Here is a 23,722-nt window from a genome sequence, read left to right as displayed (position 1 = left end):
CGCGTCCCTTCAGAATTCGCAGAACCCGCGAAATTTCGCGGTCTTTCCCCTTTTGCGTTTTCGTCCTTCCGCCTCCGAGATTAGCTTCCCCCTATACGCCCCACCCCCTGGGCACCTACCTCGGGCGGGTCATTTCCCCCTTGCCACCCTCCTCTGCAATCCCGGATAGTGAAGATCGACCGAGCATCACACAACCTGCGCGCGGGAGCATATCCATTGCTGCCCGCGCCCTGACCGACAGCACCTTCGCGTTGACGCGGACGCGCTGCGCGCATTGGGACGAGCGTATGGCTGATCGCGACGACGCGACACGCATCTCGATTCCGGGGCCGCAGGGTGGGGACCTGCCTTTTGAGACGATTGTCGAGACGATCAACGACGGCATCCTGGTGTGCAGGATGGATGGCGAGATCGTTTACGCCAACATCAGCATGGCGAGCATGCTCGGGTATGCGCAGGAGGAGATGGTCGGCAAGACCCTCTTCGACTTCATGACCGAGAAGTGGGCTCAGCGTGCCCGCGAGAACCTGGCGCGCCGCAAAGAGGGCGTCGCCGAGATGTTCGACCATCAGTTCGCCCACCGCGACGGCAGCGGCCTGTGGACGCTCGTCTCCGCCAAGCCCATGCGCGAGGCCGACGGCACCCAGTGGGGCTCGCTGGTGGCCATCCAGGACATCTCCACGCGCAAAGAGATGGAAGAAGAGCTGCGCCAGGCCCGCGATGAGCTTGAGCGCCGCGTGGCCGAGCGCACCGAACAGCTCGTCGAGATCAACGCGCGCCTCCAGACCGAGGTCGAAGAGCGCACCGAGGCTGAGCAGCGCGCCCTGGAGGCCAGCCGCGCCAAGAGCGCCTTTCTGGCCAACATGAGCCACGAGCTGCGCACCCCGCTCAACGCCGTCATCGGCTACACCGAGCTCATCCAGGAAGATCTCGGCCACGGTGTCGACGCCCTCGATATCGCCAGCATCGCCCGCGATCTGGGCAAGGTCCACGCCTCGGCCAACCACCTGCTCTCACTGATCAACGACATCCTCGACCTCTCCAAAGTCGAGGCCGGCAAGATGGAGCTCTTCAACGAGAGCTTCGACCTGGAGCACCTCGTCCAGGAGGTCGTCGACACCATCGATCCCCTGGCCCGAAAGAGCGGCAACCACATCGAGCTCTCCAGCCACTACCGCGGCGACCTGGTCGCCGACCGCACCAAGCTCAAGCAGGTCCTGCTCAACCTGATGGGCAACGCCGTCAAATTCACCGAGAAGGGCTCCATCCGCCTGGTCACCTCCCCGGCCACCCTCCACGGCAGCGCCGGGGTGTGCCTGGAGGTCATCGACAGCGGCATGGGAATCTCCGCCGACAAGATCGAGCGCCTCTTCCAGCCCTTCACCCAGGCCGACGAGTCCACCACCCGCCGCCACGGCGGCACCGGCCTGGGCCTGACCATCTGCAAACGATTTTGCGAGATGATGGGCGGCCACATCGAGGTCGAGAGCCAGCCGGGCCAGGGCACCACCTTCCGCGTAAAAATCCCCTCGGCCGATCCGGCCGGCCTCAATGAGTCTTCCAGCGTGGTCTGGCGCCCCGACTTTGAGAGCGGCACCCTCGACCCGGGCGCCCCGCGCGGCCCCCGCGTCCTCATCATCGACGACGACCCCAACGTCCACGAGCTCATCCACCGCATCCTGGCACCCCGCGGCTTCGAGCTCATCTCGGCCTACTCCGGCGACCAGGGACTGGAGCTCGCTCGCGAGCAGCACCCCGACGTCATCACCCTCGATGTGATGATGCCCGGCCGCGACGGCTGGAGCGTGCTCTCCACGCTCAAATCTCAGGCCGGCCTGGAGCATATCCCGGTGGTGATGGTCTCGATGATCGACGACCGCAACATTGGCTTTGCGCTCGGCGCCACCGATTATCTGGTCAAGCCCATCCAGCGCGATCGCCTGCTCAAGACCCTCTCGCGTTTTCACCCCGAAGAGGGCGCCAGCGCGCTGGTCGTCGAAGATGAGCCGGCCATCCGCGAGATGATCTCCCGCCACCTGCGCAACGCCGGCTGGCGCGTGGATACCGCCGCCAATGGCAAGCTTGCACTGGAATATCTCGATGAGGAGCGCCCCGATGTGGTGATCCTCGACCTGATGATGCCCGAGATGGACGGCTTTGAGGTCGCCGAGATCATGCGCCAGGAGCCCCGCTGGAAAGACATCCCCATCGTGGTGGTGACCGCCATGGACCTCGACGCCGCCGAGACCGCCCGGCTGCGCCGCTCGGTCTCCCGCATTCTCAGTAAAAACGTTCGCTCCATCGAAGAGGTCATGACCGAAGTCATGGACGTCATCGGCCTCGGTGGCACCACCACGAAGGTACGTATCTAACCCCCAACACCCCACAAGGAGTCGCCATGAAGAAGACGCTTCAGAAAGACGGCCGCACCCTCGCCTACCACATCCACGGCGAGGGCTCCGAAGATCTCGTGCTCGTGCACGGCTGGATGGTCTCCGGCGCGGTCTTCAACCGACTCCTCCCCCTGCTCGACAAGCGCTTCCGCGTGATCATCCCCGATCATCGCGGCGCCGGCCACTCCGCCTCCTGCGACACCTACCACCTGGAGGATTACGTCGCCGATGTCGACGCCATCGTTCAAGACGCCGGCGCCTCCTCCTTTAACCTCCTGGGCCACTCGATGGGTGGCCAGATCGCCCAGCTCTATGCGGCGACCCACCCCGAAAAGGTCAAAAAACTCGCGCTCGTCACCCCGGTACCCGCGAGCGGCATGCAGCTTCCGCCCGAAGCCCACGAGCTCTTTATCAACGCCGGCGAAAAACGCGAGATGCTCAGCGCCATCATTGGCATGGCCACCCTCGATCTTCCCGAGGGCGCGCTCGACGAGATGCTCGACGACGCCATGACGATTCCCGCCGACTGCATCCGTCAGTCTTACGAGAGCTGGACCGGCGGCGGCATCGAAGGCTGCCTTGAGAAGATTGAGGCCACCACGCTGGTCGTCGGCTCCGACGATCCTTTCCTTCCCCACGACTTCCTCAAAGCGGCCGTCGTCGAGCCCATCAAAAACGCCTCCTTCGCCGTCGTCGCCGGGGCCGGGCACTACCCGCAGATCGAGCGTAGCGGCGAGCTGGCCGCCGTCCTCAACGACTTCTACTGATCTTCGAGTTCATACCCTCGGGCTCCCCCGCTGCGGGGAGCCCTTCAAAAAACCCTTAAGACGCGAGGCTTTATGGTCTGATCCGGCACGGCGCTCATCACCGACGACATGTTGGACCGTCGTTGGTGCCCCTTGATTGGTTTGTCGATTCATGTGTTCGAAAAGGAGTACGACAATGAAAAACACGATGAAGATCGCAGCGCTCTCGTTGGTGGTGGGGATGGCAGGCATCGTGGGCTGTGGGGAGCAGCCCGCCCCGGACGACACCAGCTCGCAGATCGCGCAGTCGCTGGGGGAAGAAGCCGAGCTTCGCTACGCGCGTACCAAGGATCAGAAAGACATCGCCTACCGCGTCATCGGCGACGGCCCCCAGGATGTCGTGCTCGTGCACGGCTGGATGGTCTCCGGCGCCGTCTACGACAACCTCATCGAGGAGATGGCCGGCCCGGACTACCGTCTGATCGTGCCCGATCTGCGCGGCAGCGGCCTCTCCTCGAAGCCCCCGGCGGGCTACCCGCTCCAGAACTACATCAAGGACATCGAAGCCGTCGTCAAAGACTCCGGCGCCTCCGACTTCGTGCTCGCCGGACACTCCATGGGCGGGGCGCTGGCCCAGCTCTACGCCACCAAATACGACGACCAGCTCAAAGGCCTGATCCTGATGAGCCCGGTGCCCGCCTCCGGCTTCCCGCTGCCCCCCGAAAGCTATGATCTCTTCGCGGCGGCCGCCTACGACACCTCGCTGCAAGAGCTGATCATCCAGATCTCCAGCGTGGACATTCAGCCCGACGATTTCGCCGCGATGGCCGCCGACGCCTCCGGCGTGCTTCCCAAGGCCATCCGCCAGAGCCTCGACTCCTGGACCGGCGCCGACTTCGCCGACAAGCTCCACAAAATCGGCACCGAGACGCTGATCCTCGTCTCCGACGATCCCTTCATGAACCCGCCCCTGCTCCAGGCCGCCGTCGGCGATCTCATTGCCAACAGCCAGGTGCAGTACTTCCCGGGCAGCGGCCACTACCTCTTCGTTGAAGATCCGGCCTCCAGCGCCGCCCACCTCGACGCCTTCATCAGCGGCCTCGACTGAAAGCTTTACCTGCTGCATAATGCCGGCCTGGAGCTCATCACTGAGCTCCGGGCCGCACTGCCCGGCCCACTGAAGTTGCGTGAGGGTCGGGCGTTTTTGTATCGCAGCATTGCGTTTAGGGACCACCAGATGAGCAGTTGGAAAAAGATCGCTGGAGTCATCGGCGGGGTCGCCGTCATCGGCGCGGGGGCCGCGCTGGCCCAGGGCGCGTATGTTGCAGCCGCGCTCGTGGCGCTCGGGGGCCTGGCCGCCATCGCCTACACCCGCTCGGTCCTCAACCCCTACGGGGAGGTCATCGACGCGGTCGAGCGCCTGGCCCAGGGCGATCTCACCCAGCCCCGCCTCACGCTCAACCTCGACGGTGAGGTCGGCCGCATGGCCACCGCCGTCAACCAGCTCCTGACCCAGCTGCGCATGCTCAGCGAAGAGGCCACCGAGCTTGCCAACGGCTACATCGGCGTGCGCCAGCTCCAGAGCAAGGTGCTCGAGACCGGCCAGCTCTCGGCGGTTGATCTGCCCGCCAGCGCCAGCCAGGGCGATCTCAACCGCAGCTTCGCCCAGCTCACCAACCAGCTGCGCCGCCTCACCGTCAAAGCCTACATCATCGCCAACGACCAGCTCTTCAACCCGGCCCTCGACGAGGAGCTGCCCGGCGAGTTGGGGGATTCCTTTGGGATGATGGTGCACAACCTGCGAAACCTGGCCGGCCGCGCCCGCCAGATCGCCGGCGGCGACCTCACCAGCCAGGTCGAGGGCGACGGCGACCTCACCAACGTCTTCAACGAAATGGTCACCGGCCTGCGCGAGGTGGTTGAAGAGATCATGCGCAGCGCCCTGCACGTGGCCACCTCCACCGAAGAGATGCTCCAGGTGCTCCACCAGCACGAGCAGTCCGCCCAGCATCAGGCCGCCAAGATTCGCCAGACCCAGCTCACCGTCGAAGGCCTCTTCAACTCCTCCGACGCCATCGCCGACAGCGCCCGCCAGGTCTCCCGCGCCGCCGAAGACACCTGCCAGAAAAACCGTCAGATCGGCTCCCACATCCAGGAGCTCAACCAGCACAGCGAGCGCATCTCCGAGATCCTCAAGCTCATCAAGAGCATCGCCGACCGCTCCGACCTCCTGGCGCTCAACGCCAGCCTGGAAGGCGCCCGCGCCGGTGAAGCCGGCAAGGGCTTTGCGCTCGTCGCCAACGAGATGCGCCGCCTGGCCGAGAACACCATGGAGTCGGTCGGCGCCATCAAGAGCCTCGTCGGCGATATTCAGGACAGCGCCCGCACCACCGCGGTGGCCTGCCAGGAGGGTCTCGATCGCTCGGAGGAGACCACAGAGGTTGCCACAAAAATCAAGGTGGTTACTCAGGACCAGCGCGAAAACACCGGTGAGGTCAATCGCGCCATGGAAGACCTCTCTCGCCTGGTCACCAACTCGGTGGCCGGCATCCGTCAGGTCACCGTGACCGCTTCTGAGCTTGCGACCCTTTCGGAATCCCTGCGAGAAATGGTAGAGCGGTTCGACGTCGGTGACCGCCACGGCGTGGAGCGCTGGAAAGTCGAGGCGCCCGAGCCCGCGGTGAACCTGCACACCGCACACTGATGACACCCGATCTCGGGGAGCCAGAAGCCCTTCTTACGGGAAGGCCGTGGGCTCCTCCTAAGTTTAAAAAGAGTAACATCGACCACGTTTAACGAGAGTAGTTCAATGGCGAAGATCCTCCTCGTAGAAGACAACGAAATGAACCGCGACATGTTGGCCCGTCGCCTCCAGCGCCGCGGCTTCACCGTGGCCGTGGCCACCGATGGCCAGGAAGCCGTCAACATGAGCCGCAGCGAAGCGCCCGATCTCATCCTGATGGATCTGAGCCTTCCGGTGATGGACGGCTGGGAAGCCACCCGCCAGATCAAGGCCCACGGCCCCACCGCCAAGATCCCGCTCATCGCCCTGACCGCCCACGCCCTGGAGAGCGATCGCACCAAGGCGCTGGACATCGGCTGCGACGACTTCGAGACCAAGCCGGTCGACATCGAGCGCCTGCTCGGCAAGATGAACGCCTTCCTCGAAGGCTGAGCATCTTTGAAAGGCTCCCACGCGGGCCTTCTTCAAAGCGCCCTCCGCTCCCGCGGCGGGCGTTTTTTTTCGCCTTGATGTAGGTGTTTTCCCTGCCCCGCCCATCCCCCACCTTGTTGAAAGGAGTGTGTATGCGAACGCGCCAGCTTTTGACCGCCCTGCTCACGTCCACCGCCCTGCTCTCCGGCGGCCTGATGGCCTGCGCCACCCCGCAGACCGACACCGGCACCGCCCAGTCGGAGCTCCAGGCCGTCAACCTGAGCACCGCACCCACCACCGAGGGCAACCTGGTGCTGCGCCTGGAAAACAAGGCCCAGCGCCCCCTCAAGGTCAACCTCTGCCAGGCCACCCTGCACATCGAGACCGCTGGAGAATGGCAGCCCTCCGACCTCACCCCCGACTGGCTCAGCTGCGACGCCACCAGCGAAGCCGTGCTCGTCAACCCCGGCGGCGTGCGCGAGGCCGCCTTCAACCCGGTGGGCCTTGAGCCGGGCCGCTACCGCTTCACCACCCCCATCGAGATGCCCGTGGGCCTGGACTTCAAACAGGTGACCTCCGGCGCATTTGATATCGTGCCGCCCCCGGCCGAGACCGAGCCCGCCGAGCCTGCTGAGCCCACCGAACCTGCTGAGCCCACCGAGCCTGCTGAGCCCGCCCTGCCTGGCGAGTCCCCCGAGGGCGACCCCGCCGACGAAGTCACCCCCGAAGGCGACGCCGCAGAAGAAGTCGCGCCCGAGCTCTGATCTGCACCGCCCCACAACCTCCCGGCCCCACCCACACGCCGGCCCGAGCTTTGCGCTCCGGCCGGCGTGGGTAGTTTTAGGCTATGCGACATCGTCGCCGGGGGACGCTCGTAGATGACCTCCGGCAGACCTGCTGCCCCCTCCACGGGAGGTCGCCATGAGCAATCAAATGCGCCAGCACCTGCGCTTTCGCCTCATCCACCGCCTGCGCTGGCTGCGCCACAAACCCACCCTGGGCTACCTGGGCACAGACGTCTTCCTGGATCGCAACGTCGCCCTGATGCGCTACCCGGCCAACATCCACATCGGCGCGCGTACCGTCCTCAAAGAAGGCGCCAAACTCTGCGCCTGCAACCCCCGGGCCCATATTCGCATCGGCCAGGACTGCTCGATCGGCTACCACACCTACCTCTTCGCATCGGCCGGCATAACCATCGGCCGGGGCTGCCTGATCGCGCCCTTCGTCTACATCGTCGACAGCGATCACCAGGCCCGCCGCGACGCCCCCATCCACACCCAGCCCAACGAGGCGCAGGCCATCGTCATCGAAGACGACGTCTGGATCGGCGCCGGCGCCAAAATCCTCAAAGGCGTGCGCATCGGCAAAGGCGCCATCGTGGCCGCCGGCGCGATCGTGCGCCGCGACGTCGCCCCCTACGCCATCGTCGGCGGCGTGCCCGCAAAAACCCTGGGAGAGCGCAAATGATCACCCAACCCCGCGTCGGCGCCGTTGTCTTGAGCCGATTCTCCTCAAGTCGCCTCCCCGGAAAAGCCCTGATGCCCCTGGGGGGCCGCCCCCTGCTCGGCTTTGTCATCGAACGCCTGGCCAAAGCCCTCCCCCTCGACGACATCGTCGTGGCCACCTCGGTGGAACCCTCCGACGACCCCATCGCCCGCTTCTGCGACGCCTCGGGCGTAAGCTGCTACCGCGGCGATCTTCATGATGTGGCCGGACGCTTCGCCGGCGCCGCCCGCACCGCCGGCTTCGACTTTGCCACGCGCATCAACGGGGATAACGCCTTTGTCGACATCCCCACCCTGCGTCAGATGATCGACATCGCCAGAGACGATCGCCTCGACTTTCTGAGCAACGTCAACGGCCGCACCTTCCCCGCCGGCATGAGCATCGAGATCCTCCGCACCGCCTTCTACATCCGACACCTCAACCACCTCACCCGCCAGGAACACCTCGAACACGTCACACTCGCCCTCTACCAGCGCCCCCACCTCGGCCGGCGCCTCTACCTCTACAACACCCACCACCCTGAAGCCGCCGGCCTGCACCTGGCCATCGACGAGCTCTCTGATCTTATCTTCGCCCGCACACTCGTCGCCCGCATGCAGGGCCCTCACACCGACTACGACCTCGCCAGGCTCCTGCAGCTCATCCACCCTCCCCCCTCCCTCTCCCACACCTTAGCGCGCTCGCACACGAGCCCCTGACGCCCCCTTGCCATCGCTCCCCGGTGCCTACCTCTTCTGCCGACACGCTCCTCCCCCCCTCCCTTCCCCCGCAGTCGGCAGTAAATCCCCATGAACACCCCCGATGTTTTGGACGCCATCGTCATCGGCGCCGGTTTTGGCGGCCTGAGCGCCGCGCTGACCCTGGCCGAACGCGGCGCCTCACTCGCCATCTTCGAGCGGCTGACCTACCCGGGCGGCTGCGCCAGCACCTTCCGCCGCCGCGGCTACCGCTTTGAGTCCGGCGCCACCCTCTTCAGCGGCTTTGGCGAAGGCCAGCTCTTTGACCGCTGGATTAAGCGCCACAACCTTCCGGTGCGCTTTGAGAGCATGGACCCGCTCGTCACCCTGCGCGCCCCCGACCTTAATCTCCCCATCTCCAGCGATCGCGACGCGCTGACCGCCTCCTTCTGCGCCCTTCCCGGCGCCCCGGCCGAGGCCATCCGACGCTTCTTCGCCTACCAGAAGCGCGTCGCCGACGCCCTCTGGCAGCTCTTTGACGACCCCACGCTCCTCCCCCCTTTCAACCCTTCCAACCTCCTGCGCCACATCGCCCGCTCCCCGGGCTACCTGGTGCTCCTGGGCGCGGTGGGGCGCTCGGTGGGCGATCTTCTCAAACGCTTTGACCTCCAGAACTTTTTGCCCCTGCGCACCTACCTCAACGCCGTCTGCCAGATCACCGTCCAGGCCAGCGCCGACGAGGCCGAAGCCCCCTTCGCCCTGGCCGCCATGGACTACTTCTTTCGCGGCACCGGCCACATCCACGGCGGCATCGGCCAGCTCGCCAGCGCCCTCTCCGACGCCGTCGAAAACCTCGGCGGCCAGGTCTTGATGGCCGACGCCGTGCGCCGCATCTCCCGCGAGCACGACCACTGGCTCGTCGAGAGCCGCCGCCACACCCTGCGCGCCCGTCACGTCATCGCCAACCTCCTGCCCTCGGCCCTGCTGAAGCTCCTGGCCGACCCCGCGCTCGCAAGCCCCTCACTCCACCGCAAACAGCGCGCCGTCGAAGGCGGCTGGGGCGCCGCCATGCTCTACCTGGGCGTCGACCGCCAGCGCATCGCCCGCCAGGAGGCCTTCCACCTCGAACTCGTCGACGACCCCCACCGCCCCTTCCAGGAAGGCAACCACATCTTCTGCTCGGTCAGCGGCGCCGATGAGCGCGATCGCGCCCCCGAGGGCCAGCGCGTCGTCACCGTCTCCACCCACGTCGACATGCGCCGCTACCTGGGCGCAAGCCCCGAGGAGCGCGCCGCCTACACCCAATCCGTGCAAGATCGCATGCGCCAGACCCTCCAGCTACGCGCCCCCGAGCTTGCCCGCGCCACCCTCTTCGAGATGACCGGCAGCCCTCGCACCTTCGAGCGCTTCACCGGCCGCCCCGGCGGCTATGTCGGCGGCATCCCTCGCGTAAAAGGCCTGCACCACTACCGCGACCTCGGCCCCCAGCAGGTCGCCAAAAACCTCTACCTCGTCGGCGACACCGCCTTCCCCGGGCAAAGCACCCTGGCCGTGGCCCTTGGCGGCCTGCGCACCGCAGAGCATATTTTCAAATCCGCTCGATGATCGCGCTTCGCGCTCCACACGAGCCCCTGGCTTCCGCTTTTTACCCGATATGAGGATCCACCCATGCCCGACCGCGCCGAAACCATCAACCGCACCGAAAAGTTTGAAAAACCCACCGCCGACGAGCTCATCGCCCGCCATGCCCTCAAACCCCACCCCGAGGGCGGTTTTTACTCAGAAACCTGGCGCTCCTCCATCACCCTTCCCCCCGAGGTCCTCCCCGGCAAAGACGGCCGCCGCCAGGCCGGCACCGCCATCTACTACCTCCTCAAAAGCCACCAGCACTCCAAACGCCACCGCGTCAGCTCCGACGAGCTCTGGTTCCACCTGATGGGCGACCCGCTCACCCTGCGCATCAAAGCCCCCGACGAAAGCCGCCTGAGCACCCTCACACTCGGCCCCACCTCCGAGCTCCGCCTGCAGGCCCTCGTCCCCGCCGGCCACTGGCAGAGCGCCCACCCCCAGCCCGGCCCCGCCGGCTACGCGCTGATGGCGTGCGTGGTCGTCCCCGGCTTTGATTTTCAGGACTTTGAGATGGCCGAGGGGTGAGGGGGTTCACGGGGGTGGGGAGGTTCGTGCGGGTGTTGGCGGGCTCTCGGTGTGGTTAGGTGGTTGAGAGACTCGGGAGGTCCGCGGGGATTGGGAGGTTTGTGGTTAGGTGGTTGTGGGGCGCCGGCGGTTCGCGGCGTTGGTCGATTCGTGTGTACGGCCGGCGGCGCACGAGTTCGAGCACCAGTGCCCGCTACGAGTACGAGCACCAGTACCAGCTACGAGTACGAGCACCAGTACCAGCTACGAGGACGAGTACGAGGACGAGCACCAGTACCAGCTACGAGCCCGAGCCGGAGCCCGAGATCAAGCCCGACTACCTGCACCGCATCATGGGCATCTCCCAAAATCCACCTACCTTTACTTCTCCCCCCCCAACCCGACCGGCATCCAGGGCGACGATTGGCAAGGAGCCAGGAGGAGCGAGTAGCAGCGCTACCGCGACGACGCAGCGACGCTGCCAGCGTCGACCTGCGGCGGTCGGCACACCCGCGTACCCCGGTGGTCCTCCCGAATCGACCCACACCGCGCACCTCCCAGGCCCCACAACCACCCAACCACCCAACCACCCAACCACAACCCGCAAACCCCAACGCCCCGCCCGAATCGACCCACACCGCGCACCTCCCAACCCCTCCATTTGTCTCCCCCGCCTCCGCTCGCTACCCTCTCCCCACACCTACGCTGAAACGCCGCAGCCCCCCTCAAGGAGACGTGATGGATTCAAAAGAATGGATCGATGCCCTGCGCCGTCTCGGAAAGGCCAGAGCCAACCAGCTCGGCCTGATCGTCCTTGCGCTGGTCGCAGTCGCGGGGCTCTCCGCGTTCCTCGGCGAGATGTCCGCGATCACGTTGTTGGGCGTGGCCGTCATCGCCCTGGGGCTGCTCTTCCTCGCGATCCGCCGACGTGACGACGACACGCCCGCCACAGAACCCAGAAGCGCCTTCGGACGCTGGCTCCGTGAAGTCCGCCGCGTCTGGCTCGCCAGCCACTGGGATCTCGGGCTTATTGCCGCCGCCAGCGCCGGGGTGTGGATGCTCACGGCCCACGTGATGAAGACCTACGCCCCCACCTTCGTGGACGCCATCCCCCTGAAAATCCTCGCCGCCGTCGCCATCGCCTGGGTCTATGGCACCGCCCAGCTCCTCGCCCATCACAACACCGAAAGCGGCGAGTCGACGCCCCTGAAAGACGTCATAAAGCTCTCTAGCTTTCGTTTCGGCACGGTGGTGATCGGCGTCTTGATCTACGCCGCGGCCTTCGACTTCGCCTATATCTACAAGCTGCTGGGCGTCCCCGAGTTTATGGACGTCCCCCTGGCCATTGCCGGCGGCCTGATCACTGGCGTGATGCTCCCCTACGTCTCCATCCTCATGGTGGAGCGCAAAAATCCCATTCAGGCCCTCCAACGAAACATCGACCTCGTGACCGGACGCTGGGGCCTGATGTTCGTCTTCCTCGTGCTCACCTGGTTCGCTTTCATCTTCGTCGCGCTGGCCGCAGGCGCCCTCATCGTCTCGGCCATTTATACCGTCGGACTCCTGACCCCTATGCTCGTCGGCACCGCCGCCGCCCCGGTCGCGCTGCTCGGCGTCCTGGGTATTTTGGTCGCAGCGTGGGTGCTCCTGAGCTTCTATTCGCTGCCGGTGTTTGTGGTGTTTCCGGTGGCCACGTATCGGGTCCTGACACAGCATAACGAGGCAAAATCGCCCGAGAAGCGGGCCGGCGAGTCAGCCGACGCGGTGGCTGCGCTCTGAGGCAAGCGTGCGCAAGGCGCCCTCCGAAGAATGGAAATGAATCGTATGTCCTGGATGAACGACCTACGCGCAATCTGGCGCTCGACCGACGTGAAGCTGGGGCTGCTCACGGTCGTCGTCAGCGCTCTCGTTGGCGGGGCCTTTCTGGGCGGCTGGCTAAACGCAGGCGCCATGATCACAGCTACGCTCCTTGCGTTCGCGGCCCTGCTCCTCGCCATGCACCAGCTCCACACAAAGACACGTGATACAGACCACGCCCCCAGCCTCAACGCCTGGCTCCATGAGGCTGGCAAAGTCTGGCGCGCAAACCGCCGTGATCTGGGCCTCATCGCCGGCGCCAGCGCCGGCCTGGCCATGCTCATCGCCTCGCTGATCTCCGAGCATGCCCCCTCCTGCATCGACGCCGTCCCCCTGAAGTTTGTCGCCTCCCTGGCCCTTGGCTTGGTCTACGGGCGCGCCCACCTGCTCGCCAGCCAGAACACCGATCGCCCAAACTCAACGCCCCTCACGACCATTCTGGCGCAGAAGCCCCACCGCTCCGGCACGCTGCTGCTGGCTCTCTTCTTCTACCTGGCGCTCTGGGAGATCGAGCCTATGGCCCGTGCCCTCGATCTCCCCGAGGTCATGGCCATCCCCATCGCGATGACGACCGCCGTGCTGGGCGGCGCGTTGCTTCCCTACGTCGCGATTCTCTTCCTGGAGCACAAAAGCCCCATGCAAGCGCTCCGACGCAACATCGAGCTGGTGACCGGACGCTGGGGTCTGATGTTCGTCTGTTTCCTACTCACCGGGTTCTGGTCTCTGATGATGCTCATGATCGCCATGTCGGCCACGATGGCGCTCACCGTGCTCACCCACGTCCTGCTCGCCCCGTCCCTCGACGCCGGCGCCCTACCCTCCGCGCCCCCGGTCCTCCTCGCCGCGACGGCAATCGCCGCCGTCATGCTCGCGCTCCCCCTCCTTGTGGTAGGCCCGGTGGCCGCGTACCGCATCCTGCGCCGCTCCTAACCACTCCTCAACTGGCTGCAACACCTCGCCAGCGACGCCGACTGGCCCCTGGATCCGGGGCGTACCGGCGGCGAGCGCTAAGCCTCCATTCGCAACCCGCAAACCCCAACGGCACGCTCGAATCGACCCACACCGCAAACCCCGGCGCCCCATAACCACCCAACCACAACCCGCGAACCCCAACGCCTCACACGCCCCGCCCCGTCCGAGCTCCGACAGCCCTCCCCACCCACACGCTTCGCCCCGTCCGAGCTCCGACAGCCCTCCCCCTGCCCCAACCCCGCCACCCCACCTGCCCGCGCCGCCCTCCCCCTGTCCCGACCCGGGGGGGTACCCTCCCCCTCGAAGGGCTGACCGAGCCTGTTTTTTACGCCGCCAGCGCTCCGAACACCCTCCCCTGGCCTCTCCCGAGCGCCGCCAGCGCTCCGACCGAGCTGGCTGTGCCCCATCGCCGCAGCCCACCTGCCCCTGAGGGGCTCGGCCTGCCCGAGAGGTGGGAGGTGACCTCCCCCCTCCCGGGCTGCCTGAGCCCAACAAAAAGCCCCCCGCATCTGGCGAGGGGCACTTTCATTCACGTGCTTACGCCATCACAAACACCGGCACGTCCAAACTCCAACCCCCCCCCGACATTGACATCCCCCTCCCCCCACCTATACGCTTCTTTACATATCCACCATTCATCAACCCGAGGGGGGTGGAAAAAACCGCGGGCGCGGTACGGCGCATGCACACCAGCCCTTAGCGCCCACCCAAACCCGGCCCTCACCGCTATGTGCCTGTATCCCAGCCACTATTGCTTTCGAGAACCCTGACCTTCTTATGCGAACTATCCGAATTTATCCCAGGACCACACCATGACCGCCCCCCACCGCCCTCCCATCTCGCAAACACTTCGCAACGCTCTGCTACTCGCCATGCTCTTCTTCGCCGTCGCCTGCGGCGCCGAAGACCCTTCGGCCGAGATTCCAGATTGTGACGAGGGCGCCGCCGGCCCCGGATGCGCCCTCTGCGAGGCGGGAACCTACTGCCCCGGTGGCGAGTCCGACCCCGTAGCGTGCGACGAAGGCACCTGGGACGACGACGCCGACCCGGCCACCCCTTGCGTCCCTTTTAGCGAATGCGCCGACGATGAGCTCGTCGCGACGCCGGGCTCTGCCACCACAGACGTGGTCTGCTCGACCTGCCCTGAGGGAGAGTTTCTCAACGACAGCGGCGCGTGCTCAGCATTCACCGTATGCGAACCCGGCGACTTCATCGCCTCCGACGGTACCACGGACTCCGACCGAGTCTGCGAGACCTGCGAGCAGGGCACCTTCTCCACCACCGAAAATGCCCCAAGCTGCCAGAGCTGGTCGGTCTGTCCGGCGGGCCAGTTTGTAGATTCCGAAGGCTCCGCAACTGAAGACTTAAGCTGCGCCTCGTGCCCCTCCGGCACCTTCTCCGATCAGGAAAACGCCTCAAGCTGCCAGACCTGGACCGAGTGTGTCCCCGGTGAATTTGTCGACGCCGACGGCTCCGACAGCGTCGACCAAACCTGCGACCTCTGCCCGGAAGGTACATACTCCGACGCCCCCAACTCCACGCAATGCAGCGACGTCGGCACCTGCGCCGCCGGAACCGTCCAGACCGAAGCGGCCACCGAAACCTCCCCGGTAGTCTGCGACGCCTGCGATGCCGGAACCTTCTGCGCCGGCGGCGACGCCCCTGAAGTGATCTGCCCCACCGGCACCTGGGACCACGACGCCAACCCCGCCAGCGCCTGCGTGGCCTGGACCCGCTGCCTGGCCGGCCAATTTGTAGAAACAGAAGGTTCGGCGACCTCCGACCAGACCTGCACGACTTGCGAAGGCGGCACCTTCTCGTCTGCGGAAAACGCCCCGAGCTGTGAGGCATGGACCACCTGCGAGCCTGGTGAGCGCATCAGCGAGCAAGGAACGTCCTCGGCCGACCGCACGTGCACCTCCTGTGCTGACGGAACCTACTCCACCACCCAGAACGCCGAATCCTGCACCGCCTGGACCACCTGCAACGCCGGCCAGTTTGTCGACGTCGAAGGTTCGTCGACCGCCGACCGCACATGCACGACTTGCGAAGGCGGCACCTTCTCGTCCACGGAGAACGCCCCGAGCTGTGACGCGTGGACCACCTGCGACGCCGGACAGTTCGTAGACCTCGAAGGTTCCTCGACCGCCGACCGCTCATGCACCTCCTGTGCTGACGGAACCTACTCCACCACCCAGAACGCGGATTCTTGCACCGCCTGGACCACCTGCGACGCTGGCCAATTTGTCGACGCCGAAGGCTCCTCCACCGCCGACCGCTCTTGCACCGCTTGCGAAGGCGGCACCTTCTCCTCCACCCAGAACGCTGAAACTTGCGTCGAATGGACCACCTGCGACGCCGGACAGTTTGTAGAATCCGAAGGTTCTGACACCGCCGACCGCGCGTGCTCGACTTGCGAAGGTGGCACCTTCACCTCGACCCAGAACGCTGAAACTTGCGTCGAATGGACCACCTGCAACGCCGGACAGTTTGTAGACATTGAGGGTTCGTCGACCGCAGACCGCTCTTGCACCATTTGCGAGGGTGGCACCTTCACCTCGACCCAGAACGCTGAGACTTGTGTCGAATGGACCACCTGCGACGCCGGTGAGTTTGTCGCTCAAGTCGGTAGCGACACCGAAGACCGTCAATGCTCATCCTGTGAATTCGGCACCTATTCCACGTCCGACAACGCCTCCCGTTGCACGGAATGGTCCGATTGCGGTGTAGGGGAGTTTGTCGCTCTAGACGGCAGTCGTAGTGAAGATCGTCAATGTCTAGTTTGTGAAACCGGCACCTATTCCACCTCCGACAACGCCTCCAACTGCACCGAATGGACCCAGTGCGCCCCCGGGCAGTATGTCAGCATTATGGGTTCCTCCTCCTCCGACCAAGAATGTACAGCATGCGCGACCGGAACTTTTAGCGATATTGTAAACGCTGAGCATTGTACAAGCTGGAGCCAATGTGAGCCTGGTGAAATTCTAGTCGCTACCGGCACCTCCAGCTCCAACAATGAGTGCTCCGCCTGTGCACCTGGCACCTATAATACCACCCTCAATGCTACAAGCTGTGAGCCGTGGACAGATTGTTTCGCTGGAGAATATGTCGTTGAGGAGCCTTCGGCGGCGCAAGATCGCGTCTGTAACAGCTGCTTTGAAGGAAGCTACTCGGATGATCTGAATGCCGATCAATGCGAAATTTGGACTGTTTGCGTTGATGATGAATACGTCTTCTTAGATGGTACGGAGACAATGGACCGTCAATGCGAGGCATGTCCTGACGAGCAGATAAGCCGGGGTCCCAATGCCTCCAAATGTACAATCTCCTCGCCATTCGTAGATGTATCTGCTGGAAATAATCATACCTGCGGTCTTCAGGCAGATGGTACAATTTGGTGTTGGGGCGCAAACTGGCTCGGCCAGCTAGGAAACGACTCCACCAACGACAGCGTGATTCCCGTAAAAGTCACAGGTATCTCCGATGCCATTGCCGTCAGCGCCGGATTCAACCACACCTGTGCGTTGCGCGAGACCGGTGCGGTACTTTGCTGGGGTAGTGGCCTAGGGCTGGGAAATGGGCTCTCTGACAACAGTTCAACGCCCGTCGAAGTCACGGGCCTTGCTGATGCCGTTTCCGTAAGCGCTGGAAATTCGTCTTCATGTGCGGTCCGCGAAACCGGTTCAATTCTCTGCTGGGGTCATAATGGTGCTGGCCGCCTGGGTAATGGTTCTACAACACACACACTGACTCCTGTGTCGGTAACTGGCATATCTGATGCTATCAGCGTCAGCACAGGTAGTTCCCACACCTGTGCTTTACGTGAAGACGGCTCCGTCGCCTGTTGGGGAAATGGAACGAATGGTGAGCTTGGCAACGGTTCTTACACCAGCCATTCAACCCCGGTCATGGTTTCGGGCCTCACCGATGCCACTACTGTCCGTGTCGGAAGCATGTTCACGTGCGCAACTCGCGAAACGGGCACTGTTGTTTGTTGGGGGTGGGGTGGAGGAACTGGTTTCCAAACAAACACCCCCAGTCCTGTCGCCGTGGCGGATCTCGCTGAGGTCATTAATATTGACACCGGTGGTGGCCACACCTGTGCTCTTATCAAGACCGGCGCCATCCGATGTTGGGGACGAGGGTCGAACGCTCAGCTTGGTGACGGCTTTACTGAAAATCGGTACCCACCTGTCACGGTTAACACTATGTCTGACGCAACCACGGTCAGTGCCGGCAATGCCCACACCTGTGCTCTTAGCGAGACCGGCGCCATCCGATGCTGGGGACATAACGCATACGGCCAGCTTGGTAACGATTCCACGAACGATCAGTTGAGTCCCATTGAAATCACCTGGCCTTAATCCTCGCTGAGTGTGCCCTCCCTGCTCCACGCCCGCCCGTCACATCCGGGCGTGGAGCCCACCACACCAACACAACCGTCCAACCCAACAAAAAGCCCCTCGCATCAGGCGAGGGGCTTTTTCTTTTTCACCACATCCACCGCCCCAACTCACACCGCCTCCCCCCTCATGATTTATTACACCTCCACCATCCACTGCCCCGCGAGCAACAATGCCCCCTCCAGCTCCAGCAAATAGACTCAGCTGCCCCACCCACACGCTTCACCCCACCCGAGCTCCGCTGGCCCTCCAAGACCGTATCTCGAACGCCATCCCCCCCGGCTCACCTCCCCTCCGACCCGTACCTCGAACGCCATCCCCCCCGGCTCACCTCCCCTCCGACCCGTACCTCGAACGCCATCCTACCCGGATCACCTCCCCCCCGACCCGTACCGCCAACGCCATTTTACCCGGGTCACCTCCCCCCCGACCCGTACCTCGAACGCCATTTTACCCGGGTCACCTCCCCCCCGACCCGTACCTCGAACGGCTTCTGAGCGCCGCTAAGCCTCCCAGGCCGTATGCCCTACGGACGAGGGGGGAGGTCACCTCCCCCCTTCCGGGCTAACTGAGCCCAACACTAAGCCCCCCGCATCTGGCGAGGGGCACTTTCATGAACTTCATTCTCTTCCCCCAACTCCAACACGCTCACCGGAACCCAAGCCCAAAATTAAAAGCGAGCCCGAGGTCGAGCCCATCGCAAAACACCCCACCTCCAGCGCTTGCCGGGGGTGGGGTGGTTTTAGATGGGACGTGTTGGCCAGAGCCCGAGTTTAAGGGGTGTAGGGCCAGGCGATGGGGGTTGGGTTGGAGCCACTACCGGTGTGGCCCAGTTGGCCTACGGTATTAAGTCCCCAGCAACGCATCATACCGTCAGCAATCCCACACGAATGCTCACCGCCGGCAGCGATGTCGAGCCACCCCGTAGCTGGCTCGCTAACTTGAGCGGGCTCGTTGCCACCAGAACGACCTAACTGACCATACGCGTTGTTGCCCCAACAATATGCCGCCCCCGCAGCGACGGCACAGGTGTGGTCCTTACCCGCAGAGACCATCTCGGCGTCAGACAGTCCCACTACCGTCATCACCGTTGGGCTAATATTATGTCCAACCTGCCCAAAAGAGTCGCTACCCCAGCAAAAAAGTTGGTCTGCAGAACTACCAATTACAATCGCACACGAATGCGCTCCGCCCGTCGCCACCATCGTCGTCACCGAACTCGACAATCCCGGAACCCCCTGCACCTTCACCGGCCCCGAGCCCGCATCCGGATCCCCGTTGAGCCGCCCTTCCCCCGCACTCCCCCAACACCACGCATTCGCATCGTCCGCCGTCACCGCGCAGGTATGCGCATCGCCGGCGGCGACGGCTACAAAGCGCTCGATGCTCCCGTCAATCCTCACCCGCACCCGACCGTTGGTTGCCGTGCCGGTTCCGAGCTGACTCGTCTCATCACGCCCCCAACAATAAAGCGCTTCATCACTGGTAATGGCACAGGTATGTGCCGTTCCGGTGGCAACCTGCGTCCAGGTCAAACCTTCACTTACATCTTGCGGCGTAGGATAAGATGAGTCGCTGCCAGATCCTGGAATGACCTGTCCCGCGGCGTTGTCGCCCCAACACCACAAACTCCCCCCCTCCTTAATCCCACAGGTATGCTGCCCACCCGCGCTCACATGGATCCACACGCCATCGCCGGCCACTCGAGTGGGCTGATCGCGCTGGGTGCTAAACCCGTCTCCCAGGCGACCGCTGCCGTTGTTGCCCCAGCACCAGAGTGTGCCATCGTCGAGCATCCCGCAGGAGTGGGCGGCGCCGGTGGCGACCTGCGTCCAGGTAGGGGGCACGAAGGCGAAGTTGTAGGTCTGCTCGCCCAGGCAATGCTCCGGTTCCAGACCCGCGGCGCAGGCGATCAGGCTGATGTTGACGCTGGCCTCGCCCTCGGGGAAGGCCAGATCCTCGCATGCCAGCTCGCCACCTTCGGCGTCGGTGCAGGCGATGGTGAGCTCGCAATCCTCGCGGGTGCAAAAACTCTCAAGCTCAGGCGGATGGCTAAACGTGTGCTCGCCGATCGCAAGCCCCTCAATGCCCGCGTCGAAGGCGTAGCGCACATCAAAGGTCGTCGACGTGCTCTCGTTTTGCTCGTCGAGGGTGGCGTTCACGGTAAGCGTCCAGCTGCCCTCGGCGTTGAGCTCGGCGGTGGTCAGTTCGATGGTCTCCGTGCAGCTCTCAAGCGCCACGGCTTCACCGCCCTCAAAGCTCAACGTGCACGCGTCCAGGGTGCAGCCATCGGGGGCGCAGGCCGCATCAAAACTCACAACGCCCGTGGCCTCGTCGATGACATAGGGACTCTCCTCGCCACCGGTGAGTTCCAGGCTGAGGTCGGGAGGGAGGTCGGTGTCGGTGTCGGGCTCAACGTCAGGATTAACATCAGCGTCAGTGTCAGAGTCGACGTCGCCTACATCCCCGGCATCAACAATAATCCAAACGCCGTTTTCGCAATCCGGCTCGCTGTCATCACAGAGAGGTGATGTATCCACAGCAAAAATACACCCGGAAGCAGACATCAAACTACAGACAATGAAACTCAATCGAACGTATGGCATGGCAGGGCCCTCCCGGAACGACGCCATGAGCCAAAGTCGATGTCGCTATTTGTACGATCGAGACGGTGATGAACAGCGCAAAACGCACGCTCACATACTCTCAAACCAACAAACGCGACATCCCCGCTGGCTAACGGCGTACTACCACATCAGGTTGAAGTGAACGGCTCCAGTGATAGCCGGACCGCCCTCCGAACGCAACCCTGCACAGGCGTGCCCGCCCCACCTCACACCGCCTCCCCCTCCCCCTCCCGAATCCCCTCATACGCCCGATCCAACAACAACCGGATCACCGTCTCGCCATAAATCCGATTCTCCTCATCAAAAATCCGGTCGATGATCGCCCCGTTCTGCTCGTGCCGCCCCAGCAGCACATCCTCCAGCACGTCGCGCGCGGAGTAGCCAAAGTTCTCGCGGTCGTTGGCCAGGGCGGCCTCCTGCACTACCTGATGGGCGCGCATCTCCGCCTCAATCTGGTCGAAGAAGAGCTGGTCCGCCTCTTTGAACTCCGTCCCTAACCGCTGATTCAACGTGTCGATCAACCGCGACAACTCGACCTTCTTCTCTTTGTCTTCACTCCCGGTCCCCACATCGCTCGGGCCGCGCACTTTGCCATCGCCCACAAGTCCGATGGCGCCCTCCTCCAACTTTTCCAGCCGGTAATACTTCAGCGCCACGTCGTCCCCCAACTCCAACGCCTCGCCGGGGTCGCGGTTGGTTTTCAGGTGCCTGGCGAGCATGCGACCGAACACGTAGAGCATCTCCAGTTTGGCGTCGCCAAAGGGCACCACCTGCGAGAGGAAGGCGTACACGCGCAGATACGAGGTGAGCGTGCTTAAAAACTCGTTCTGCACCTCCTCGCTCTCCACGTTGAAACGATCCGACGCTGGCGCCAGGCAGCCGTTGAGCTTCCCGTGGTCGCGTTTGCTGTGGTTGGCGCGAAAGAAGATCTCGCCAAACGCCTTCACCTCTTCCGGGTAATAGATGCGAAACGCGTCGAGCGTGGTCTGCAGCTCGTAGAGTTTTTGGGGGTCGAGGCGCTCCTCGATGGCCGTGGCCTCGTAATAGGGCTTGAACGACTCCAGGATGTCTTCGCGCCGGTTCGCAAAATCCAGCACAAAAGTTTCCTCCTTCCCGGCCATCGTGCGGTTGAGGCGAGAGAGGGTCTGCACGGCCTGAATCCCGTGGAGGGTCCGGTCGATGTACATGGTGTGCAGGAGAGGCTGGTCGAAGCCGGTCTGGTATTTGTTGGCGACAATCAAAATCCGATAGGGGTCCTCGGCAAAGCGCTCCGGAAGCTCCCGCTCCGAGATGCCGCCGTTCATCTCCACCTCGGTATGCGTCTGCCCCTGGTCTTCGATGCTGCCCGAGAACGCCACCAGCACCTTGATGTCGCGCTCGTAGCCCTGCGCCTTGATGTAGGCGTCAAAGGCTTTGCGGTAGCGCACCGCATGACGCCGCGAGCGTGTCACCACCATCGCCCGCGCTCGCCCGCCAATTTTGCGCATCACGTTCTGGCGGAAATGCTCGACCATCACCTCGGTCTTCTGCGAGAGGTCGTGCGGATGCAGTGAGATAAAGCGCGCAAGCTCCCGGGAGGCCTTGCGCTTATCGAGCACCCGATCCTCCTCCACCTGCTTCACCAGCCCGTAATAGGTTTTGTAGGTCGTGTAGTTCTGCAGCACGTCCAGCACGAACCCCTCCTCGATGGCCTGCTTCATCGAGTAGAGGTGGAAGGGCGCCGGCTCCCCCGCCTCATCCTGATGTCCGAAAAGCTCCAGGGTCTTGTATTTGGGCGTGGCGGTGAACGCATAAAAGCTCAGATTCTTGCGCCGCCCCCGCTGCAACGCCGCCGCATAGGCCAGCGCGTATACATCGGCCGCCTCATCCCCCATCGTCTCATCCGACGCCTCATCCCCCACCTCCCCCGGCCCATCTGGCGAGAGGATGTTCTTCATCTGCGCTGCCATCTCGCCAGACTGCGAGCTATGCGCCTCATCCACAATCACCGCAAAGCGCCGCCCGCTGAGCTCCTCCACCTGATCGGCGATCACCGGAAACTTATGCAGCGTGGTCACAATAATGGGCTTTTTGGCCTTCAGCGCCTCGGCCAACTGGCGCGAATGCTCGCTGATATTGGCCACCACCCCGGGCGTATGGTCGATCTGGTCGATCGTGTATCGAGATCGAGATCCAGCCCGTGATCGAGACCGAGACCGAGCTCGAGATCCAGCCCGTGATCGAGATCGAGATCCAGCCCGTGATCGCGGTCGAGTTCGAACTCGAGTTCGAGAGCGTGACTAACCACAACACGCGCCCCACCAGCCGCCCACACGAGCACCTGAAACCCCCTGAAACCTCTCTCCCCCCCGCGACATCCCCACTCCTTTGCGCTATCCCTTCCCCATATCTGTTCTCTCTCCTCCCCCCCTAGCAACGAGGCCCCCATGCTCTCCTCTCGCCACCTCCCCCTCACCGCCCTCGCCATCCTGCTCGCCATCCTCACCCCGGCCTGCTCCTCCGACGCCGATCCCACCTCCCCGGATGCGGACACCTCCCCCGACACCGACACCGACGCCGACACCAACCCCACACCCGACGCCGACACCGACGCTACACCCGACGCCGACCCCACACCCGACGCCGACACCACACCCGACACCGACACCTGCACCCCGGACTGCTCCGCCCGCACCTGCGGGCTGGACCCGGTCTGCCAGACCTCCTGCGGAACCTGCTCCGGCGACGAGGTCTGCACCGAGCAGGGCCTGTGCGAAGCCCCCGAATCCACCGTGGTCTGGCGCGTGGACGATGAGGTCGTTTACACCTCCCATAGCGTGGAGGTGGGCCCGGTCGGCGGCGCCTACTCGGCGCAGCTCTACTTCCCGGATCAGGGGCGAAACGTGCAGATCAGCATCGCCTCCCCAGCCTCGCTGAGCTGCGCCGATGAGAACTGGAACAACGTGGGGCTGCTCTCGCTCTCCACCTTCGACAACGGCTGGAGCGGCCTGGACGCGCTGCCCGAAGCCTGGCGCGGGCTGAACTTCAACAACAGCCACTGCGTCAGCGAGCCCTTCAGCGGCGACGACGTCACCCGCTGGACGCTGGAGATCACCACCGCCGACGCCACTCGCCTTGCCGGCAGTTTTGCCATGACGGTCGAGGGCACCGGCCCCCGCCAGGGCTCCACGCTCACCATCGAGGGCAGCTTCGACGTCGAGCGCTGAACGACCCTCAACCCCGCAAACCCGCCACCGCCCACACGAATCGAC

Annotated in this window: 16 protein-coding genes; 14 read left to right on the top strand and 2 right to left on the bottom strand. The window is 64.2% G+C overall.

Going from position 1 to position 23,722, the window contains the following annotated elements; all coding sequences use genetic code 11:
• The first annotated feature begins 287 nt into the window (after positions 1-287).
• From FRC98_RS04095 to FRC98_RS04035, 13 genes are all read left to right on the top strand, one after another.
• Positions 288-2,372, top strand: a complete 2,085-nt coding sequence (locus FRC98_RS04095; RefSeq protein WP_230467256.1) for a PAS domain-containing hybrid sensor histidine kinase/response regulator — start codon at positions 288-290, stop codon at positions 2,370-2,372.
• Positions 2,373-2,398: 26 nt separating this feature from the next.
• The gene (locus FRC98_RS04090) at positions 2,399-3,160 is read left to right on the top strand and encodes an alpha/beta fold hydrolase (RefSeq protein WP_146980030.1); all 762 of its coding nucleotides are present in this window, start codon (positions 2,399-2,401) and stop codon (positions 3,158-3,160) included.
• A 175-nt stretch (positions 3,161-3,335) separates the two neighbouring features.
• Entirely contained in the window at positions 3,336-4,247 is a 912-nt protein-coding gene (locus FRC98_RS04085) for an alpha/beta fold hydrolase (protein ID WP_230467255.1), read from the top strand.
• A 129-nt stretch (positions 4,248-4,376) separates the two neighbouring features.
• Positions 4,377-5,843 (top strand): methyl-accepting chemotaxis protein, encoded by a 1,467-nt coding sequence (locus FRC98_RS04080; protein ID WP_146980028.1) that lies wholly within the window; start codon positions 4,377-4,379, stop codon positions 5,841-5,843.
• A 105-nt stretch (positions 5,844-5,948) separates the two neighbouring features.
• Complete coding sequence (locus FRC98_RS04075; protein WP_146972808.1) at positions 5,949-6,314, top strand: response regulator; 366 nt, start codon at positions 5,949-5,951, stop codon at positions 6,312-6,314.
• A 131-nt stretch (positions 6,315-6,445) separates the two neighbouring features.
• Positions 6,446-7,057: a hypothetical protein gene (locus tag FRC98_RS04070; protein WP_146980027.1), complete on the top strand. Its 612-nt coding sequence runs from the start codon at positions 6,446-6,448 to the stop codon at positions 7,055-7,057.
• Positions 7,058-7,214: 157 nt separating this feature from the next.
• Positions 7,215-7,763 carry an acyltransferase gene (locus FRC98_RS04065; protein WP_146980026.1) on the top strand — a complete coding sequence of 183 codons (549 nt, stop codon included), beginning with the start codon at positions 7,215-7,217 and terminating at the stop codon, positions 7,761-7,763.
• Positions 7,760-8,500, top strand: coding sequence for a cytidylyltransferase domain-containing protein (locus tag FRC98_RS04060; RefSeq protein ID WP_146980025.1), 741 nt, complete (start codon positions 7,760-7,762; stop codon positions 8,498-8,500). The genes FRC98_RS04065 and FRC98_RS04060 overlap by 4 nt, the downstream gene beginning before the upstream one ends.
• Before the next feature lie 90 nt (positions 8,501-8,590).
• Entirely contained in the window at positions 8,591-10,084 is a 1,494-nt protein-coding gene (locus FRC98_RS04055; RefSeq protein WP_146980024.1) for a phytoene desaturase family protein, read from the top strand.
• A 63-nt stretch (positions 10,085-10,147) separates the two neighbouring features.
• The gene (locus FRC98_RS04050) at positions 10,148-10,633 is read left to right on the top strand and encodes a cupin domain-containing protein (protein ID WP_146980023.1); all 486 of its coding nucleotides are present in this window, start codon (positions 10,148-10,150) and stop codon (positions 10,631-10,633) included.
• A 717-nt stretch (positions 10,634-11,350) separates the two neighbouring features.
• The gene (locus FRC98_RS04045; protein ID WP_146980022.1) at positions 11,351-12,391 is read left to right on the top strand and encodes a hypothetical protein; all 1,041 of its coding nucleotides are present in this window, start codon (positions 11,351-11,353) and stop codon (positions 12,389-12,391) included.
• A 45-nt stretch (positions 12,392-12,436) separates the two neighbouring features.
• On the top strand, positions 12,437-13,399 hold the full coding sequence (locus tag FRC98_RS04040; RefSeq protein WP_146980021.1) for a hypothetical protein: 963 nt from the start codon (positions 12,437-12,439) through the stop codon (positions 13,397-13,399).
• An 854-nt stretch (positions 13,400-14,253) separates the two neighbouring features.
• Positions 14,254-17,805 carry an RCC1 domain-containing protein gene (locus FRC98_RS04035; protein ID WP_146980020.1) on the top strand — a complete coding sequence of 1,184 codons (3,552 nt, stop codon included), beginning with the start codon at positions 14,254-14,256 and terminating at the stop codon, positions 17,803-17,805.
• An 812-nt stretch (positions 17,806-18,617) separates the two neighbouring features.
• Here FRC98_RS04035 and FRC98_RS04030 read toward each other — a convergent pair.
• Positions 18,618-20,384 carry an RCC1 domain-containing protein gene (locus tag FRC98_RS04030; RefSeq protein WP_230467254.1) on the bottom strand — a complete coding sequence of 589 codons (1,767 nt, stop codon included), beginning with the start codon at positions 20,382-20,384 and terminating at the stop codon, positions 18,618-18,620.
• Between the two features lie 293 nt (positions 20,385-20,677).
• Positions 20,678-22,594: a type I restriction enzyme subunit R domain-containing protein gene (locus FRC98_RS04025; protein ID WP_146980018.1), complete on the bottom strand. Its 1,917-nt coding sequence runs from the start codon at positions 22,592-22,594 to the stop codon at positions 20,678-20,680.
• A gap of 303 nt (positions 22,595-22,897) precedes the next feature.
• On the opposite strand from FRC98_RS04025, the gene FRC98_RS21265 reads away from it, so the two are divergent.
• The gene (locus FRC98_RS21265; RefSeq protein WP_230467253.1) at positions 22,898-23,677 is read left to right on the top strand and encodes a hypothetical protein; all 780 of its coding nucleotides are present in this window, start codon (positions 22,898-22,900) and stop codon (positions 23,675-23,677) included.
• Positions 23,678-23,722 lie beyond the last annotated feature (45 nt).

The sequence above is a fragment of the Lujinxingia vulgaris genome (assembly GCF_007997015.1).
GTDB lineage: Bacteria > Myxococcota_A > Bradymonadia > Bradymonadales > Bradymonadaceae > Lujinxingia > Lujinxingia vulgaris.
This window is presented reverse-complemented; position numbering and strand designations above follow the sequence as displayed.